The sequence below is a fragment of the Roseovarius sp. THAF27 genome (assembly GCF_009363655.1).
GTDB lineage: Bacteria > Pseudomonadota > Alphaproteobacteria > Rhodobacterales > Rhodobacteraceae > Roseovarius.
The window spans coordinates 2282302-2301353 of record NZ_CP045393.1; the positions used below are offsets into that span (position 1 = coordinate 2282302).

The 19052-nt window shown below is 63.6% G+C and carries 16 protein-coding genes; 5 read left to right on the forward strand and 11 right to left on the reverse strand.

Translation table 11 applies throughout. The features are described 5' to 3' along the window. Position 1: 1 nt before the first annotated feature. The 6 genes from FIU89_RS11400 to FIU89_RS11425 form a co-directional block, all read right to left on the reverse strand. Positions 2-1381, reverse strand: coding sequence for an aldehyde dehydrogenase family protein (locus FIU89_RS11400; RefSeq protein ID WP_152492709.1), 1380 nt, complete (start codon positions 1379-1381; stop codon positions 2-4). 3 nt (positions 1382-1384) lie between these two features. Beyond that, positions 1385-2749: a glutamine synthetase family protein gene (locus tag FIU89_RS11405; protein WP_152492710.1), complete on the reverse strand. Its 1365-nt coding sequence runs from the start codon at positions 2747-2749 to the stop codon at positions 1385-1387. A gap of 63 nt (positions 2750-2812) precedes the next feature. Next, positions 2813-3850 (reverse strand): TRAP transporter substrate-binding protein, encoded by a 1038-nt coding sequence (locus tag FIU89_RS11410; protein WP_152492711.1) that lies wholly within the window; start codon positions 3848-3850, stop codon positions 2813-2815. A 59-nt stretch (positions 3851-3909) separates the two neighbouring features. Beyond that, the gene (locus tag FIU89_RS11415; RefSeq protein WP_152492712.1) at positions 3910-5235 is read right to left on the reverse strand and encodes a TRAP transporter large permease subunit; all 1326 of its coding nucleotides are present in this window, start codon (positions 5233-5235) and stop codon (positions 3910-3912) included. Next, positions 5235-5813: a TRAP transporter small permease subunit gene (locus FIU89_RS11420; protein ID WP_152492713.1), complete on the reverse strand. Its 579-nt coding sequence runs from the start codon at positions 5811-5813 to the stop codon at positions 5235-5237. The genes FIU89_RS11415 and FIU89_RS11420 overlap by 1 nt, the downstream gene beginning before the upstream one ends. Beyond that, on the reverse strand, positions 5810-6583 hold the full coding sequence (locus tag FIU89_RS11425) for an N-formylglutamate amidohydrolase (protein ID WP_152492714.1): 774 nt from the start codon (positions 6581-6583) through the stop codon (positions 5810-5812). Before FIU89_RS11425 ends, FIU89_RS11420 begins: the two co-directional genes overlap by 4 nt. Positions 6584-6706: 123 nt before the next feature. Between FIU89_RS11425 and FIU89_RS11430 the strand changes: the two genes are divergently transcribed. Then, complete coding sequence (locus FIU89_RS11430) at positions 6707-7570, forward strand: MurR/RpiR family transcriptional regulator (protein ID WP_254701650.1); 864 nt, start codon at positions 6707-6709, stop codon at positions 7568-7570. A 23-nt stretch (positions 7571-7593) separates the two neighbouring features. On the opposite strand, the gene FIU89_RS11435 is transcribed toward FIU89_RS11430, so the two are convergent. Further along, on the reverse strand, positions 7594-9048 hold the full coding sequence (locus tag FIU89_RS11435; protein ID WP_172978095.1) for a UdgX family uracil-DNA binding protein: 1455 nt from the start codon (positions 9046-9048) through the stop codon (positions 7594-7596). Next, positions 9048-10277 (reverse strand): putative DNA modification/repair radical SAM protein, encoded by a 1230-nt coding sequence (locus tag FIU89_RS11440; protein WP_152492716.1) that lies wholly within the window; start codon positions 10275-10277, stop codon positions 9048-9050. Before FIU89_RS11440 ends, FIU89_RS11435 begins: the two co-directional genes overlap by 1 nt. Positions 10278-10450: 173 nt before the next feature. Between FIU89_RS11440 and FIU89_RS11445 the strand changes: the two genes are divergently transcribed. Together FIU89_RS11445 and FIU89_RS11450 are read left to right on the forward strand one after the other, a co-directional pair. Continuing rightward, entirely contained in the window at positions 10451-11824 is a 1374-nt protein-coding gene (locus FIU89_RS11445) for an NAD-dependent succinate-semialdehyde dehydrogenase (protein WP_152492717.1), read from the forward strand. 43 nt (positions 11825-11867) lie between these two features. Then, positions 11868-13382 carry a catalase gene (locus FIU89_RS11450; RefSeq protein ID WP_152492718.1) on the forward strand — a complete coding sequence of 505 codons (1515 nt, stop codon included), beginning with the start codon at positions 11868-11870 and terminating at the stop codon, positions 13380-13382. A 128-nt stretch (positions 13383-13510) separates the two neighbouring features. On the opposite strand, the gene FIU89_RS11455 is transcribed toward FIU89_RS11450, so the two are convergent. Next, the gene (locus FIU89_RS11455; RefSeq protein WP_152492719.1) at positions 13511-13831 is read right to left on the reverse strand and encodes a hypothetical protein; all 321 of its coding nucleotides are present in this window, start codon (positions 13829-13831) and stop codon (positions 13511-13513) included. A 306-nt stretch (positions 13832-14137) separates the two neighbouring features. On the opposite strand from FIU89_RS11455, the gene FIU89_RS11460 reads away from it, so the two are divergent. Then, positions 14138-14950: a mannosyl-3-phosphoglycerate phosphatase gene (locus tag FIU89_RS11460; RefSeq protein ID WP_254701651.1), complete on the forward strand. Its 813-nt coding sequence runs from the start codon at positions 14138-14140 to the stop codon at positions 14948-14950. Between the two features lie 4 nt (positions 14951-14954). Then, positions 14955-16175 carry a glycosyl transferase gene (locus FIU89_RS11465; protein ID WP_152492720.1) on the forward strand — a complete coding sequence of 407 codons (1221 nt, stop codon included), beginning with the start codon at positions 14955-14957 and terminating at the stop codon, positions 16173-16175. Here FIU89_RS11465 and FIU89_RS11470 read toward each other — a convergent pair. After that, positions 16168-17940: a sugar phosphorylase gene (locus tag FIU89_RS11470; protein ID WP_254701652.1), complete on the reverse strand. Its 1773-nt coding sequence runs from the start codon at positions 17938-17940 to the stop codon at positions 16168-16170. The two genes, FIU89_RS11465 and FIU89_RS11470, sit on opposite strands and share 8 nt — an antisense overlap. Before the next feature lie 304 nt (positions 17941-18244). Next, positions 18245-18910: a response regulator transcription factor gene (locus FIU89_RS11475; RefSeq protein ID WP_254701653.1), complete on the reverse strand. Its 666-nt coding sequence runs from the start codon at positions 18908-18910 to the stop codon at positions 18245-18247. Positions 18911-19052: the final 142 nt, after the last annotated feature.

Here is a 19052-nt window from a genome sequence, read left to right on the forward strand (position 1 = left end):
GTCAGATCTTTCTCAAGTGGTAGGATTTAGGCCGCGTGAGGGCCTGGTAGGCGAGCTTCGACAGCCCCGCCCCCTTGCCGGTATCCTTGCATCCGGTCCAGCACAAGGCGGGGTCGAGGTAGTCGCAGCGGTTCATGAAGACGGTGCCGGTTTCGATGCGGTCGCCGATGCTTTCCGCAGCAGCGGCGTCGCTTGTCCAGACCGAGGCGGTCAAGCCGAAGCGGCTGTCATTCATCAGGCGGATCGCGGTGTCGTCGTCGGGCACCGACATGATGCCGACCACGGGGCCGAAGGATTCGTCGCGCATCACCCGCATGTCGTGGGTGACATTCGTCAGCACCTGCGGCGTGACATAGGTGTTGTCGCCGTCGTCGGCCTGCATCCGGTCGATATGGGCGGTGGCGCCGTCCTCCAGCGCCTCGGCAATCTGGGCGCGGACCTCGCGAGCGAAGCGAATATTGGCCATCGGCCCCAGCGTCGTTTCGGCCTCCAAGGGGTTGCCCAGTTTCTGCGCCTTGACCCAGGCGACGGCCTTTTCGACAAAGGCGTCGAACAGCGGTTCAGCCACGTAGATGCGTTCGATCCCGCAACAGCACTGGCCGGCGTTGAACATCGCGCCGTCCATCAGGCCGTCGACGGCGGCCTCGACGTCGGCGTCGGCGCGCACGTAGCCGGGATCCTTGCCGCCAAGTTCCGTCGAGACAGGCGTGAAGGTGCCCGCGGCGGCGCGTTCCATCGCCTGCCCGCCCCCGACGGAGCCGGTGAAATTCACGAAATCCACGTGGCGGCCCGCGATCAGCGCGTCGGTCGTGTCGTGGTCGATGACCACGTTCTGGAACAAGTCCTGAGGCACGCCCGCCGCGTGCAGCGCCTCGGCCAGATGCTCGCCCACCTGCAATGTCTGGCTGGCATGTTTGAGGATGACGGAGTTGCCCGCGATCAGCGCGGGCGCAACGGTGTTGATCGCCGTCATGTAGGGGTAGTTCCACGGCGCGACGACCAAAACGACCCCCCACGGCACGCGCTTGATGACGCGGCGGGCGGTGTCGCTGTCCTCGATTACGTCCTCGGCCAGACCTTCGGCGGCTACGTCGGCCATGTAGGACAGCCGCTCGCTGAACCCGCCATATTCTCCGCCATAGCGCACGGGGCGGCCCATCTGGTGCGCCAGTTCAAGCGCCATGCGGTCGGTGTCCTGCCCAATGATCTCATTGGCCTTGCGCAGGGCGGCCACGCGCTCGGCCAATGGCCTTGCGGCCCAGTCCGCCTGCGCCACCCGGGCCTTGTCGGTGGCCGCCGCCGCCGCGTCGAGGGGCAGCACATCCCGCGTGATATAAACCGATCCGTCGATCGGCGAAATCAGGTCAACCGTCTTGCTCATTCCTCAGGCCCTTTCAAATCCGCGCGCGATTTCCCAGTCGGTCACCGCCGCGTCAAACGTCTCTTGCTCGACCTCGGCGGCGCGGGTGTAATGATCGACCACATCGTCGCCCATGACCCGGCGCAGCATGTCGGAGCTGCGCAGAAGGTCGGTTGCAGCACGCAGTGTGTGGGGCAGCATCGGCACGTCGTCCATCTTGTAGACATCGCCGGTGACGGGGGGCGACAGGTCCAGCCCCTCTTCGATGCCGCAAAGCCCGGCGGCCAGTTGCGCGGCACAGGCAAGGTACGGATTGATGTCCGAGCCGGGCGTCCGGCATTCGATCCTCACGCCCTTGGTGCCATCGCCCACCAGCCGGTAACAAGCGGTGCGGTTGTCGATGCTCCACGCGATCTTGGTGGGGGCGAAGGTGCCCGGCATCAGGCGCTTGTAGCTGTTGATGTAGGGCGCAAGGAAATAGGTCATGTCGGGGGAGTATTTCAGCAGGCCCGCGACATAGCTTTTCAGCGTGCCCGACATGGTCAGTTCGGCGTCCGCATCGTAGAACGCGGGCGTGTCGCCCTTGAACAGGGATTGGTGGATATGCGCGGCCGATCCGACCTTGTCGGCGTGCCACTTGGGCAGGAAGCTGGCGGCGTGTCCGTGCTGGTTCGCGATCTCCTTCACGGCCTGCTTGGCGATCGTGTGGTGATCGGCGCAGAGCATCGCGTCGGCATAGCGGATGTTCAGCTCCTCCTGCCCGGTCTCGGCCTCCCCCTTGGTGTTCTCGACCGGAACGCCCGCCGCATAGAGCAGGTTGCGGATCGGGCGCATGACATGCTCTTCCTTGGTGGTCTGAAGGATGTTGTAATCCTCGTTATAGCCGCTGAAGGGCGTCAGGCCGCGAAAGCCTTCCTTGCGGATCTCGTCGAAGGATTTCTCGAACAGGAAGAACTCCAGCTCGGTGGCCATCATCGGGGTAAAGCCCATCGCCTCGGCCCGTTCGATCTGGGCCTTGAGGACCTGGCGCGGGCTGTGGGGCACCGGCGCGTGGGTGTGGTGGTCCAGGATATCGCACAGCACCATCGCCGTGCCTTCGAGCCACGGCACGAGGCGCAGCGTGGCAAGGTCCGGCTTCATCACATAGTCGCCATAGCCCTTTTCCCACGAGGTCGCGGCATAGCCGTCGGGTGTCGCCATCTCGAGGTCCGTGGCCAGCAGGTAGTTGCAGCAATGGGTCTCCTCATGGGCGCTTTCGAGGAAGTTCGACACGTGGAACCGCTTGCCCGCAAGCCGGCCCTGCATGTCCACGAGGCAGACGAGCACCGTGTCGATCTCGCCCTTGGAGGCAAGCTTTTTCAGGTCCGTGAAGGTGAGGTTGGCGGTCATGGTCTGTCTCCGTGAAATGAACGGAGCGCCTTGGGAAAAGGCGCTCCGGGTCGTCGTATCGTCTTATTCGAAGTTGTAGGGAACGCCGGCCTGGTTGATGACCGAGTTGTACTCGCGGAAGATGCCGACGATCTTTTCGTGAACCTCGCCTTCCTGCGCGACCTCGTCCCAGAACTCCTTGGCTGCGTTTTCCACCTCGGCCCATTCGGACGCGGGCACCGAGCGCAGTTGCAGCTTGTCGCCATTGGCCCGCAGCGCGGCCTCGCCACCCCAGTACCACTGGTTGCGGTAGGTGTGCCCGGCCTCGACCCCGGCCATGACGACCGATTTCAGGTGATCGGGCAGTTCGGCCCAACGTTCCTGGTTGGCGAACCACGAGCCGATCCACGCGCCCGAAATGTTGTTGGTCAGGAAGTAGTCGGTCACGTCAGCCCAGCCCACCGTGTAGTCCTCGGTGATGCCCGACCAGGCCATACCATCAAGCTCGCCGGTCTGCACGGCGACCTCGGCATCCTCGTAGGGAATGTTCACCGGCACGACGCCGAACTTGGCCAGGAACCGACCCGCCGTGGGGAAGGTGTAGAGCTTCAGCCCGTCAAGGTCGTCGACCGAGGTGATTTCCTTCTTGGTGTTGAAGTTGCAGGGGTCCTGCCCCGCCGCCGACAGCCATTGCACGCCGACCTTGCCGTATTCCTCGCGCCAGATATCGGCGAGGCCGTACTGGTTGAACAGCACCGGCACGTCGAGGATGTGCTTGGTCGCAAACGGGAAATACCCGCCGAACATGCGCAGCGGCGTGGGCGAGGCCATCGAGTCGTCGTCCGAATGGACGCCGTCGATCGTGCCGCGCTGAAGCGCCTGGAAAAGCTCACCGGTGGGCACGATCTGGTCGGCGTAAAAGAGCTCGATCTCCAGCTCGCCATTGGCGTTGGCGTTGATGTAGTCGATGGCCGGTTTGGTCACCTGCTCGCCAAGCGCGCTGCCGGCATAGGTTTGGAAGCGCCACTTGATCGCGGATTGCGCCTTGACGATTGCCGGGCTTGCCAGCGTCGCGGGGACGGCCACACCGGCCGCTCTCAGGAAATTACGTCTTGTCGTCATCTTAATACCCTCTCTGTTAGGTTCGGTTGCTCGAACGCCTTGTGACCAAGGTCTTTTGTTTAATTTCCATAGACATACCCCGGCAGCCAAAGCGCGATTTCGGGGAAGATCATGATCGTTGACAGGGCCACAACCATCACCAGCACGAAGGGCAGGATCGAGGTGTAAATGTCCTTCAGCGTGATCTCGGGCGGCGCCATGGCGCGCATCAGGAAGAGGTTATAGCCGAAGGGCGGCGTCATGTAGGCGATTTGCGTGGTGATCGTGTAGAGCACGCCATACCAGATCAGGTCGAAGCCGAGCGCGCCCACCAGCGGCACGTAGAGTGGGGCCACGATCACGAGCATCGCGGTGTCGTCGAGGAACGTGCCCATCACGATGAACGACAGCTGCATCAGGATCAGGATCATCCATGGGCTGAGGCCCAGCTGTTCGGTGAAAAGGCTCTCGATCGCCTTGACCGCGCCCAGCCCGTCGAAGACCGAGCCGAAGGCCAGCGCGGCCAGGATGATCCACATGAACATGCAGGAGATACCCAGCGTCTTGCGCACCGAGGTCTCGAAGACTTGCCGCGTCATCCGGCCCTTGACCACAGCGGCCAAGAAGGCGGCGATTGCGCCGATGGCCGAGGATTCCACGAGGGAGGTCCAGCCGTTCACGAAGGGCACCATCATGGTGAAGAAGATGAACAGCGGCAGCAGGCCCGCGCCCAGCAGGCGAATTTTCTCGCCCATCGGGATGTTGCGCTCTTCTTTCGGCAGGATCGGGCCAAGCGTCGGGTTCAGGCGGCAGCGGATCACGATGTAAAGCACGAACATCCCCGCCATCATCAGCCCCGGCAGCACGCCTGCCAGCCAGAGTTGACCCACCGGCTGGCGGGCGATCATGGCGTAGAGCACCAGCACAACGGACGGCGGCACGAGGATTCCTAAGGAGGACCCGGCCTGTATAACCCCGGTGACCATCCGCTTGTCATACCCTCGCTTCAACAGCTCGGGCAGCGCGATCGTGGCGCCGATGGCCATGCCAGCGACGGACAGCCCGTTCATGGCCGAGATCAGCACCATCAGCCCGATCGTGCCCACGGCCAAACCGCCGGACAACCCGCCCATCCAGACGTGGAACATACGGTAGAGGTCATCTGCGATGCGGCTTTCCGACAGGACGTACCCCATGAAGATGAACATCGGCAGCGTCAGCAGCGGATACCATTTCATCAGCTTGATCGCCGCGGCAAACCCGAGGTCATAGCCGCCCCGGTCGCCCCAGAGGAAAAACGCCGCAACGACAGCCACGAATCCGATGGCGCCAAAGACCCGCTGCCCGGTCAGCAGCATCAGCATCATGGAGGCGAACATCAGCGCGGCGATGGCTTCGTAGGGCATCAGGTGCGGGTCCCATCGGGCCGGGCGTCAGAACTGTCCTCGTCCTTGGGGCCCATGTCGTGCCCCTTCAGCCGCAGGATATCCTTGAAGAATTCGCTGACCGCCTGAAGCAGCATCAGGAAGATGCCCACGACCATGATCAGCTTGATCGGCCACAGGTAGGGCCGCCAGACGCTGTTGCTGCGCTCGCCGCCGTACTGGAAGGAATACATCAGGCTGTCCCAGCCGCCCCACAGCAGGAACCCAAGATAGACGATCAGGAAGAGCACGGTGAACGCATCGACCTGCGCCTTGCGCCGGTCGCTCCACTCGCCATAAAGCAAGTCCATCCGCACGTTCGAGCCCATCTGGATCGAATAGGGACCGCCGAGGATGTAGTAGGCGACCATCGCGAACTGCGCCATTTCCAGCGTCCAGAGCGAGGGGTTGATATCGAGCCCGATATCGCTGCCCAGCTTGGTAAAGGACGACCACAGCAGGATCGCCATCATCACGAAGATCCCGTACATGACGATCCGCCCGATCCAGCGGTTCATGCGGTCGACCACAGCCACGTATTTCAGCATTGCCGCGGTCATGCGGTCGCGGCCTTCGGGGCCAGTGCTGTGTTCAACAGATGCGTCAGATAGGCGGCGATGCGGTCCACGTCAGACCCCTCGCTCAGCAGGTCGTTGCGGACCTCGATCATGACGTTCGTCAAACTGCGCGCGGTGGCGTGGCGGGCCAGCGTGTGGGTGACCCCGTCGCTGGCCGAGTATGGCTCGTTCAGGCGGGTGACCAGCGTGTCGTCTGCGGCATTCAGCATCGCTTCGGCAAGCGACGCATCGGCATCGTGCAAAAGGCCCAGCTGCGTACTGCGGGGCGTGCCATGCCAGACCGGCGCGAAACTGTGGATCGTGACCAGCGTGGGCGGGGTCTGGAAGCCATCGAGGACGTCGGATAGCGTCTGATGAAACCGATCATAAACCTGTACCGTGCGGGCGGTTTTCTCGACCTCGCTCAGGTCGCGATTGCCCGGCACCGGGATTTCGCCGCTCTGGTGCGGCATCGCATCCGGTGCCTCGGGCGGGCGGTTCAGGTCATAGACCAGGCGCGAGACCGTCGCGAGGACCAGCGGCGCATCCAGCCGGGTGGAAAGCTCCCGCGCCAGCGCCTCGGCCCCGATATCCCAGACGGCGTGGGCGTGACGGTGTTCGGGCGCCAGTTCCAGCGTGCCAAGCGAGGCCGGAATGACGGCGCTGGCGTGTTCGCACACGAGGCACAAAGGCGCCTGTCCGCCCGGGTTGATCACCTCGGCCACAGGCCCATGGTCGGGGGCCAGAATCTGGTATGCTGTCGATCCGCTCACACGGGTCATTAGTGGCGGCGACCGGAAAACTGTCAAGAAATTTCCGTAGACGAAATTACGACTCCGGGGTAGCTTGTAACAATTGCTTCAAACTTTTGGCAACTGCTTTCAAAGAGGGCATCCGTGGCACGCACCGTCATCGTGAAGGACAGGCTCAAGGACATGGCCGGTGCGCTGACCCCGGCCGAGCGGCTGTTGTCCGACACGCTCTTGCGCGACTATCCCATGGCCGGGCTGCAATCCATCACCAAGCTGGCCGAGGCCTCGGGCGTGTCGACGCCGACAGTCATCCGGCTGGCGCGGAAACTGGGGTTTGACGGCTTTCCCGAGATGCAGGCCGCGCTGCGCGAAGAAGCCTCGGCCCAAATCAAGAAGCCGATCCTGAAGCGCGAGGGATGGCCGCAGGGGCGCAACGATTCCCCCGCCTTCCGCAATTTCGCCGAAGCGGTGTTCGACAACCTGAACCAGACGATCGAGCGGCTCGACCCCGCCACGTTCGACGCGCTGGCCAAGGTGCTGGCCGACACGCGGCGCAGCATCTTCCTGCTGGGCGGGCGCATCACGCGCTCGAACGCGGATTACTTCTTCAATCACCTTCAGATCGTCCGGCCCGGCGTGACGCTGTTGTCCCCCTCGCCCAACGTGTGGCCGCAATACCTGATCGACATGGGGCCGAGATCCGTCCTGGTGATATTCGACATCCGCCGCTACGAGGCGGACCTGGCCACGCTCGCTAGCCTCGCCAAGGAGCGCGGCGTGGTTATCGTGCTCTTTACCGACCAGTGGGGCTCGCCGATCTCGCAAACCGCCGATCACGTCATCAACGCGCTGGTCGAGGTGCCGTCAAGCTGGGACTCGACCCTTGGGATCAACCTGATCGTCGAGGCGCTGATCGCCGCGATCCAGACCCGGCGCCAGGACAAGGCGCGCGACCGGATCGAGGAACTGGAGGACATGTTCCGTTCCACGCGGATTTTCAGGAAATAGGGGCCTGACCCTCGTCCGCATCCTCACACATGAGACGACGCCGTCGGCGGACGCGAGAGATCCGCCCGGATGACATCAGCCGCGGCGGCAAGGTCGTCGAGCAACTCTGCCCGCGCTGTCGCTGCGGCGGGGCCATCCAGCCGCAAAATATAACTCGGGTGCCATGTCACCAGAACCGCGCCGCCGTCATGTGCGGTCTCGATCTTGCCACGGCGCGGTTTCAGCGGCGCGTCGTTGCCCGTCAGCGCGTAGGCCGCCGAGCCGCCAAGCGCGACAGTCAGGGTCGGCTTCACGAACCGTCGTTCCAGGTCGAGCCACCAGCGGCAATGGTCGATCTCGTGCCGGTTCGGGTTCTGGTGCATCCGGCGCTTGCCTGTGGGGCGGAATTTAAAGTGCTTGACCGCGTTGGTCATCCAGCTGTCGACGACCTCGGCCTCGTCCATCAGGTCGGTCAGCAACTGGCCCGCGGGGCCCACGAACGGCTTGCCGGCGAGGTCCTCGGCATCGCCGGGCTGTTCGCCGACGATCATCAGCTTGGCCTGGGCGTGCCCCCTGCCCCAGACGGTCTGGGTGGCCGCCTCGCACAGCCCACAACGCTTGCAGTGCATTGCGGCGGCGCGGGCCTCTTCCATGGTGTTCGGCAGGTCGGGCACGCTCGGCTGCGGCAGGCGGCTGAGGATGCGTTCGGCATGGGTGGGCACCTCGGTCGGCATGGCGGCACGCATTTTTTCCACCCGCGCCTCGGCGTCGGCGAGCATCCCGGGGATGAGGTCGGTCTCGGGCAGGTTCTTCCAGTATTTCAGCGGCATTTCCGAGCGCATGGCCTGAAGATGCAGGCGCGCGGGATTGAAGATATTGGCAAAATAGGTGCCCCAAAGCGCCTCGGCCGCGTCTTCGGGCAAGTCGGGGCGCGCCGCGGGCGGGTGGAACGTATGGGTGCCATCCTCGAAGCGGGCGACGCCCTGCGGCGTGGCGATCATCCAGTCCATGTCGGCAAAGCGCTTGGCAAAGAAGGGCGTGCCGGTTTCCAGGATGAGGTGATCGGGTTCGAACCACGCGCCGAAGCTGCGGCGCTGGCCTTCGGACGGCAGTTCGCGAAAGCGCACGAAGGCGTGCATCTTGTGGATGTCGCGGCGCACGGCCTTTTGCAGCACCGAGAGTTTGCGGGCGATGGGATCGGCGGGGTTGGCGAGCGCGCGGCGGTTTGTCTGGTGACGGTGCAGCGCCTGGTAGAGCAGCGTCGGCGCCTCGGTGCCGGTGTGGCAGAGCGCGGTCTTGGCCAGAGACAGAAATTCCTTGGTCGTGGTCGCGGCATGGAGGCCATCCGCCTCGGGCAGCGGATCGGCAGGGAACAGGCTGGTGTCCTCGCCCCTGCCCCATTCCACCTGGTCCGGCGGGACGGCATGTGTCAGCAGGCGTCGGGCGGCGTCGCGCCACGCCTCAAAAAAGCCGAGCGTCGGGAGCGTGACGCGGTACATCAGAAGAGGCTCAACTGTTCCGGCGCAGGCGCGAAGCGGGCGCGCAGGTCTGCGCTGTCGGTCAGGCCGCCGGGAGACCAGTCTGGCGTGGTGACAAAGGATTTGGCCATGCCCATCCGCGCGCCGATGCGCAAAAGGTCGGCATAGCGCAGCGCGCCGGAGCGACGGGCGGTCAGGATGCGGTTGACGGTCTTGGTCCCAAACCCCGGCACGCGCAACAGCACGTCGCGCCCAGCGCGGTTGACGTCCACCGGGAACTGCCCGCGATGCGCCAGCGCCCAGGCGAGCTTCGGGTCGATGTCGAGATCGAGATTGCCCGACGGCGCCACATCGGTGATCTCGTCCACGTCGAAGCCGTAGAAGCGCAAGAGCCAGTCGGCCTGGTAAAGGCGATGTTCGCGTACCAAGGGCGGTTTGATCAGCGGCAGCATGGCGGAACTGTCGGGGATGGGCGAGAAGGCCGAGTAATAGACGCGGCGCAGCTTGTAGCCAGTGTAGAGCCGCGACGAGGTCGTCAGGATCGCCTTGTCGTTCGAGCCGTCCGCGCCGACGATCATCTGCGTGGACTGCCCCGCCGGCGCAAACTTGGGCGCGCGCTTGCCGGTGTGCGAGCGTTCCTTGCTGGCCTGCTGCTTGAGCCGGACCGATGCCATCGCGGCTCGGATCGTTTCGGGACGCTTTTGCGGTGCCAGCGTCCGGGTGCTGTCATCCTTGGGAAGCTCGATATTGACCGACAGGCGGTCGGCATAGCGTCCGGCCTCGTCGATCAGCTCCTGGCTGGCCTCGGGGATGGTCTTGAGGTGAATGTAGCCCTTGAAGCCATGATCCTCACGCAGCATCCGGGCGATCCGGGTGATGTCGGCCATGGTATCGTCCGGGCTTTTGATGATGCCGGAACTGAGGAACAAACCCTCGATGTAATTGCGGCGGTAGAATTCCAGAGTGAGGGTCACGACCTCTTCGGGCGTGAAACGCGCGCGCTCCACCCCGCTGCTGACGCGGTTGATGCAATAGGCGCAGTCGTAGATGCAGAAATTCGTCATCAGGATCTTAAGCAGGCTGATGCAGCGCCCGTCGGGCGTGTAGGCGTGACAGATGCCGCTGCCCCCCGCGCTGCCGATACCGCCATTGCGGCTGTCGCGGCGGGTGGTGCCCGACGACGCGCAGGAGGCGTCGTACTTGGCGGCGTCGGCGAGAATGGCGAGCTTGTCTGACAGGCTTTTGCGCATGTGAACAAAAGTAGAACATTCTTGCCGGATTGCAAGAGTGGTTCACCACCCCGGCCTGGACAATTCCGCGCAGACCAGCCGGTGGCGCGGCATCCGCGCGCAGGGGGTGGAACATGTGCCGAGCGGCGCGGGTTGGTCGAACAAGTCCAATCCACTTAGCGAGAGAGACCAGTATGTCCAAGATCGAAACCATCAACCCCGCCACCGCAGAGAAGATTGCCGACTACGAGACCATGAGCGAAGCCGAGGCGATCGAGGCCGTCGAGGCCTGCCATGCCGCGTTCCTCGACTGGCGTGAAAAGAGCCATGAAGACCGCGGCGCAGTGTTGAAAGCGATTGCGAAGGAGCTGCGCGAAAACACTGGCGAGCTGTCGCAGGTGATGACCCGGGAGATGGGCAAGCTGCTGAAAGACGGCAAGGACGAAATCGAACTGTGCGCGCAGATCTTCGAGTACACCGCCGAGCACGGGCCGGGCCAGCTGAAGGACGAGACCCGCGACTTGGGTGACGGCAACAAGGGGCTGGTGACGTATCAGCCGATCGGCGTGGTCTATTCGATCCAGCCGTGGAACTTCCCGATGTATCAGCCGGTGCGCGTTCTGGCCGCTGCACTGATGGCGGGCAATGGCTGCGTCCTGAAACATGCCGAGATCTGCACCGGCAGCGCCCTGCGCCTGCGTGAAATCTGTATCAAGGCGGGTCTGCCCAAGGATATCTTCCGGGTTCTGCTGATCGACCACGACACGTCGGACAAGGTCATCGAACATGACAAGGTGCGCGGCGTGACCATGACCGGCTCGGACGCCGCCGGCAGCCATATCGGCTCGGTCGCCAGCAAGGCCCTGAAGAAGACGGTGCTGGAGCTTGGGTCGAACGACGCATTCCTGGTGCTGGAAGACGCGGATGTGGAGCAGGCGGTGAAACTGTCGGTTCAGGGGCGGCTTTACAACAACGGCCAGACCTGCGTGAACGCCAAGCGCTTCATCGTGACAGACAAGGTCTATGATCAGTTTGTCGACGCCTACGTCTCCGCGATGGACAAGATCAGGGTGGGTGCGCCCGACGACGACGACACCGAGCTTGGCCCGCTGAGCAGCCAGGACCAGCTGGAGACCGTGATGGAGCAGGTGGAGGAAAGCGTCAAGAAAGGCGCCAAGATCCTCTGCGGCGGCAAGAAGCTGGACCGCGACGGTGCGTATTATCCCGCGACCGTGCTGGGCGACGTGACGCCCGGAATGCCGGCCTATGACGACGAGATCTTCGGCCCCGTCGCCTCGGTCATCCGCGCCAAGGACGACGAGGACGCGATGCGCATCGCCAACGACAGCCGGTATGGACTGGGTGGCGGCATCTTCTCGAAGGATACCGAACGCGCGACCGAGATGGCGAAGAAGTACTTCGACACCGGCATGGTGCGGATCAACAGCTTTGGCGCCGCACACCCGAACATGCCGTTCGGCGGCGTCAAGGACTCCGGCTATGGCCGCGAGCATGGTGGCTTCGGCGTGCGGGAGTTCGTCAACATCAAAGGTATCTGGCTGGATTGATCCGGCCTGCCACCCCACCGAAACGGAACATGTGAGAGTAACGATGACCAAACGCAAGACACTGACCACCACCTCGGGGAGCCCCTACACCACCAACGAGACCTCGCGTACCGCCGGTGCGCGGGGTCCGGTGATGCTGGAAGATCACCAGCTGATCGAGAAGCTGGCGCACCAGAACCGCGAACGCATCCCCGAACGCGTGGTGCACGCCAAGGGCTGGGGGCTGCAAGGGACCTTCACGGTGACCAAGGACATCACCCAGTATTCCTGCGCCAAGCTGTTCTCCGAGGTCGGCAAACAGACCGAGGTCCTGTCGCGCTGGTCCACTGTGGCCGGCGAAAGCGGCGCGGCGGATGCCGAGCGGGACGTGCGGGGCTTTTCGCTGAAGTTCTACACCGAGGATGGCAACTGGGACATGGTGGGCAACAACACCCCTATCTTCTTTGTCCGGGACGCGTTCAAGTTTCCCGACTTCATCCGCACGCAGAAGCGTCACCCCAAAACCAACCTGCGCTCGCCCGAGGCGATGTTCGATTTCTGGTCGGCGCAGCCAGAAAGCGTGCACCAGGTGACGATCCTGATGTCGGACCGCGGTATCCCGCGCAGCCCGGCGCATATGAACGGCTATGGCAGCCACACATTCTCGATGTGGAACGACAAGGGCGAGCGGCATTGGGTGAAGTTCCATTTCCGCACGCATCAGGGCCACGAGACGTTGTCCGACGACAAGGCGGCCGAGATCATCGGGCACACGCGCGAAAGCTATCAGGAAGAGCTGTGGCACATGATCGAGGACGGCAACCATCCCAAGTGGACGCTGTTCATTCAGGTCATGACCGAGGAGCAGGCTCTGGAGACCGACTTCAACCCGTTCGATCTGACCAAGGTCTGGCCGCATGACGAGTTTCCGCTGATCGAGGTGGGCGAGCTGGAAATGCACACCTTCCCGGAGAACTATTTCCAGCTGGTCGAGAATGCCGCGTACAGCCCCAACAACGTGGTGCCAGGCATCGGGTTTTCGCCCGACAAGATGCTGCAGGCGCGGCTCTTTGCCTATGCCGACGCGCATCGCTATCGGCTGGGCACGCATTACGAGATGCTACCGGCGAACGCGCCGAAGAACGCGGAAGTTCGCCACTATCACAAGGACGGCGCGATGCGGTTCTTCAGCAACGATTTCGGCAATCCGAACGCCTATTACGAGCCGAACCAGTATGACGGTCCCGTGGCCGACGAAAGCGCCGAGGAGCCGCCCCTGCGGATCGACCCCGAGGCCGTGGTGGGCCGGTTCAAGCAGGAGGAAAGCGACGTCGATTACGTTCAACCCCGCGCGCTTTATGCCGAGGTGCTGAGCGACGAAGAGCGCGACCGCCTGCACAAGAACATGGCCGGCGGCATGGCGCCCGTGTCGGAGGACGTCAAGGAACGCTGGCTGGCCGTCCTGAGGAAGGTGCATCCCGACTATGAGGCAGGCGTGCGCAAGGCGCTGGAGACCGGCAATCACGGTGAGCCGTCGTTGCCGGTGACGGACGACACGCCGGTGGAAGCCGCCGAATAGCCTTCGTCACGGAAACCGCGCAGCAATAAGAAAAGGCCACGTCCGGGCAGGACGTGGCCTTTTCTTGTCGGCAGTTCAATGGCGGGCCCGGCCAACCTTCGCAGATGGCCGGGTAGGTCGTGGTCGCGTCAGTTCGACGTGGTGGTGCTGCTCGACCCGTCGAGTGCAATGATGAGCAGAACCCCGACCCCGGCCGCAGCTGCCGCGGCTGCCGCCGGGCCTTGGCCCATGCCCATGCCGGCGCTGGCACAGCGTGCTTGCACGACGTCGCCGCCCGCGCCGAATTGCGCGCCGAGCAGTTCCGCGCCACCACATGCGTTGACGCGGACGGCATATGCCTGGGCGGTTTCACCAGGAAGAAGCGGAGGACCGCTTTGTTGAGCCGCCGCTTGAAGCGGCAGGACCACGCTGAACGCGATAGCGCAAGTCGTTCCGAGAATACGTTTCATAATCACTCGCTTTGTTGTCATTCCGTGTCCGCACGACGGCATAAAGCCGTAGCACCTGACGTGTAAGGCTAGAACCGTAAGATGCAAGTTCAATCAACTTTTTTATGACTGGCGTTCATTCGCTGATGGGCGCTCGGTCGGCTTTGCCATCGGGTCACAGCGGCAAAGCGGACTTGTGTGCCACAGGCCCAACCGCCGCCTGTGCGCCAAGCAAGATTGCCCGCGAAAACCGCCCGGGAAAAGGCCCCGCCTGAATTCGCGGCACCGTGGCGATTATGCGGGCCCGTCCTGCGCTATGCGGTCGCCATGCCGAAATTTGTGTTCTACTGTCGGGGCATGACCCTTGGCCCGCGCCTTCTTGTTTTCTCGGATCTCGACGGAACGCTTCTGGATCACGCAAGCTATTCCTGGCAGCCGGCAGCCGGGGTTCTGAGGCGGCTGGAGCTTGCGGGTTGCGGCGTGATCCTGGCCAGCAGCAAGACCGCGGCCGAGATCGCCCCCCTGCGCGACGCAATGGGTCTGCGCGCCTGGCCTGCCATCGTGGAAAACGGCAGCGGCGTGCTGGATCCGGGCGCGGACGGCACGGGCGACGACGCCGCCTACCGGGAACTTCGTGCCGCAATCGCGCGTTTGCCGACAGGGTTTACCGGGTTTGGCGACATGACATCTCAGGACATCGCGGCGCATACCGGGCTGTCGGCCAAGGCTGCCGAACTGGCGCGGGCGCGGCAATTCAGCGAGCCGGGGCTATGGTCAGGCAACGACGCGGACCGAGAGATTTTCATCGACAAGGCGCGACAAGCCGGCTTGGCGGCGCAACAGGGCGGGCGGTTTCTGACCCTGTCCTTCGGCGGCACCAAGGCCGATCGCATGGATGCGTTGATCGCCCGCTATCGCCCGGCCAGAACGGTGGCCTTGGGCGATGCGCCGAACGATGTCGAGATGCTGAACCGGGCCGATTTCGGCGTCGTGGTGGCCAACCCGGCCGCGCCCGGCATCCCGCCCCTGCCCGGAGAGGACGCGGGCCGCATCCGGCGCACCCGCCTGCCCGGCCCCCAAGGCTGGGCCGAGGCCATGACCGCGCTTCTGGACGAGTTAACCACCACGAAAGATCCCTGACCACATGGCCGATTTTCATCAGAACGGAAATATCACGACGCTGCACAACCTGCGCACCCGCAGTCTGGACGACCTGACCTACGAGCTGACGGCGTTTGCCGAGACGCGGAAGATCTCGCTGATCCTGCCCAGCTTGTATTCCGAACTGGAAGGTCCCGCGCTGCACCACATCATCAACGAGTTGCGCGAGGTGCCCTATCTGCACCGGATCATCATAGGGCTCGACCAGGCCGACGAGGCGCAGTACCGCCACGCCATCGAGTTCTTCGGCCGCCTGCCGCAGCAGCACATGGTTCTGTGGAACGACAGCCCCCGGATGAAGGCGCTTGGCGCCCGGCTGGAGGACAAGGGCATCGCCCCCGAAGAGCCGGGCAAGGGCAAGAACGTCTGGACCTGCATGGGGTACCTGATCGCCTGTGCCGATACCTCCGTCATGGCGCTGCATGATTGCGATATACTGACCTATGACCGCGAGTTGCTGGCGCGGCTGGTCTATCCCGCCGCCCACCCCGGCTTTCGCTACCAGATGGTCAAGGGATACTACCCGCGCGTCGACGGCACCAAGCTGAACGGGCGCGTGACGCGCCTGTTGGTCAGCCCTCTCCTGATCGCGCTGAAGAAGGTGATCGGGGATCGCGATTACCTCGATTACCTGCGCAGTTTCCGCTATCCCTTGTCGGGCGAGTTTGCCATGCGTACGCCGATGCTTCCCGACCTGCGGGTGCCCTCGGACTGGGGGCTTGAGATCGGCGTGCTGTCCGAAGCGTGGCGCAACCTGGCGCCGCAATCGGTCTGCCAGGTCGAGATTTCGGATGCCTACGACCACAAGCACCAGGACCTGTCGCCCGAGGACGCCTCGAAAGGCCTGAGCCGGATGTCGACGGATATCTGCAAGGCCATCTTCCGCAAGCTGGCCTCGGACGGGACGGTGTTCACCCCCAACCTCTTCCGCACGCTGAAGGCCACCTATTACCGCATCGCGCTGGACCTACTGGAAAGCTACTACGCCGATGCCAAGATGAACGGCCTGAACGTGGACCGCCACAAGGAAGAGAAATCGGTCGAGCTTTTCGCCGAGAACATCATCCGCGCCGGTACCGTGTTCCTGGAAAACCCGCAGGCGACGCCCTTCATCCCGACATGGAGCCGTGTCCATGCCGCCGATCCGGAATTCCTGTCGGATCTCAAGGCGGCGGCGTTTCAGGACACCGAGGAATTCAGCTGAGGGCGTCGCGCTCTGCCGCTCCGCGGCGATTGGAAATCCAGCGGCACTGGTAAGGCGCGAAGGAGACCGTTTCGGCGTCAAAGTCGATCACGTCGCCGGACAACAGGTCGCGCCAGGTGTCATCCTCGATCATGTTGAGGTCCGCAGGGTCTACGGTCACCGCCTCGTCGCTGACATTGTGGATGGCAAAGATCGACTGGTAGCGGTCGAGGCTTTGCCGCCAGACCCCGAAGAGCCGCGGATCAAGGCGCAGGGTGAACTGCGTGGCGTTTGGATGAAACCCCGGCTGGCGGGCGCGAATGCGCAGACGCTCCGACAGGGCCTTCATCACCCGCGCCTGGTCCGAACCTTCGTCCTCCATCCGTTCCAGCAGGTCAGGGTAATGCCAGCGATGCCTGTTGATCGCGCGGTTCATGCCGCGACGGTCCACAGCCTCGTGATCACTGGGCGTGGCAAGGAAGGAATGGATATAGAAGGCCGGAATGCCCTCGAGCGACATCGGGATCGTCTGTGAGCAGATGAAGCGGTCGAAATGGTGGTCATCCTCGCCCTTGAAGGTCGTGCGCATTGCGTCGAACAGCGAGCAGTTCAACTCGTAGGCCTGTTCGGTGCCGTCGGGCATGGTGCGCATTGACACCAGCGCGCCCGCCGCCTGGGCGGTTTCGATCATGCGGGTCTTTTCGTCCAGGGGCAGAACGCCCTCGGCCGGGCGCATCCCGATCCCGTCATGGCTGGCGGTGAAGTTCAGGTAGGCGCAGCCCAGCTGCGCGGGCGGCATCGTGGCCTGCCACCGGTTGAGGTATTCCGCCGAGCCCGACTGCATCGCGTGCAGGATCAGCGGCGGCAGGGGGAAATTGTAAACGGCGTGCGCCTCGTTGCGATTGCCGAAATAGCTGAGGTTCTCGCTGCGCGGCACGTTGGTTTCGGTCAGCAGCACCACGGTTTCAAACGTGTAATCCACCAACAGGCGGATCAGTTGCACGATGGCGTGGGTCTGCGGCAGGTGGATGCAGGAGGTGCCCGGCTCCTTCCAGATGAAGGCCACGGCATCCAGCCGCAGGGTGCGCACGCCCTTGTCTATATGCATCCGGATGATGCGCAGCATCTCCAGCAGCACCTCGGGGTTGGAAAAGTCCAGGTCGATCTGGTCGTGACTGAAGGTGCACCAGACATGGCGGTCGCCGTTCCGCGTCTCGATCTTCTGCAATAGCGGCGTGGTGCGCGGACGCACGACCGCGCTCAGGTCCTGGTCGGGGTCCGCCTCGTAAAAGAACTTGTCATAGGGCGCGTTGCCCTGCCGGTACTGGTTGAACCAGTTGCCCTGGCTGGAGACGTGATTGAGCACGAGGTCCGACACCAGGTGAAAATTCGAGGCGATGCGGCTGATATCGCTCCATTCCCCCAGGCGCGGATTGACGGCGCAGTAATCCGTCACGGCGAACCCGTCATCCGAACTGAACGGAAAGAACGGCAGGACATGAACGCCATCGACCACGCCGCCCATGTAGCGCGACAGGAAATCCTCCAGCAGGTCGAGCGGTTTGTGCGCGCCGTCAATGATGCTGTCGCCATAGGTAATCAGGAAGGCGTCCTTTTCCGACCAGAGCCGGTTGCTGGGCGTGCGGGCGCGTTTGCGGGGTACCGAGCCTTCGGGCCAGAACGCGGCGATGATGGCGCGCGCAAGGTCCGGTGCGGACTCGTCGGGATAGATTCGGGACAGAAGCTCGCGCAGCCGCGCGTTCAGCAATTTGTGTTCCTGGTGCACGCCCGGATGTTCCCCTGACCTTGTCCCGCGGGCCCGGCGGTATCGGGCCGGGTCCGCCCCCGTATTGAGCATATCAGCCGGCTCGATGAAAGCGGCACAGCACAGTTTGTTCAAGCTGGAAGCCCTGTTAGCCCGGATTTTGGGCAGTTGGTGACCTCGGCTGTGCCTGCCTGGGCGACGGGCCGCCTCGATCACCGCGACACCTCCCCGGCGATGCGACCCGCTGTCCTTGGTCGCGGGTCATCCGCCGGACAGCCGGGTCATACGGCACGCGGAGGCTCGCAAGATATCATTTTGGGCGGTATCAGTAATTCCCGGCCACGTATTTGGCGATGGCCGCACCGCGCGAGTTGACCGACAGTTTCTGGTAGATCGCCTTGAGGTAATATTTGACCGTGTTCTCGCTGAGGCCCAGCCGGGCGGAGATCTGGAAATTGGTCAGCCCGTCGCCCAGAAGCGCCAGGATCTCGTGCTCGCGTCGCGACAGGGCGTCGGTGTTCTCGGACGTGAGGCGGCGCAGGATCTCGGTCGGGACAATGGAATGCCCCTCGATCAGCTTACCCAGAATGCGCGGCAGGCTGGTCAGGATCTGACCCATCATGCAGACCGAGTTGGCCCCGGCCTTGATCGCCGTGCGGATGAAGGCAAACTCGGTTTCCTCGGCCACGACGACGACCATCACATCGGGGTAATCCTTGCGCACGATCGACAGGACCTGCGTCAAATCGCCATCGGCCAGCCGCACCCCGAGGATCAGGATGGTCTTGCCGGTGGCATGGGCGAGGTGCTTGCGCAGGCTGGCCTTGTCGGTCGCGTAATGCCCCAGCTCGACCTCGGGAATCTGCGTCACCAGCGACCCGATTCCCTGGCAGACGATCAGCTGCCGGTCGGCGACGATAACCTGCGGCAAGGCCGTGGTATGACTTGTTTTTTCAGCTGATGTCATGATCGTTCCGGGGGCAGCTTTCATGCGCCGGCTCCTTGTTCCTCCTCACCGTCAGCTCCCCAACAGACGGACCTCGTTCAGTCATAACACCAGTAGAAATGACTGAAATCAAAGGAAATTTCTGTATGCCGGTGTATGCCGAGGCGCCATACCGCCCGATATGTCA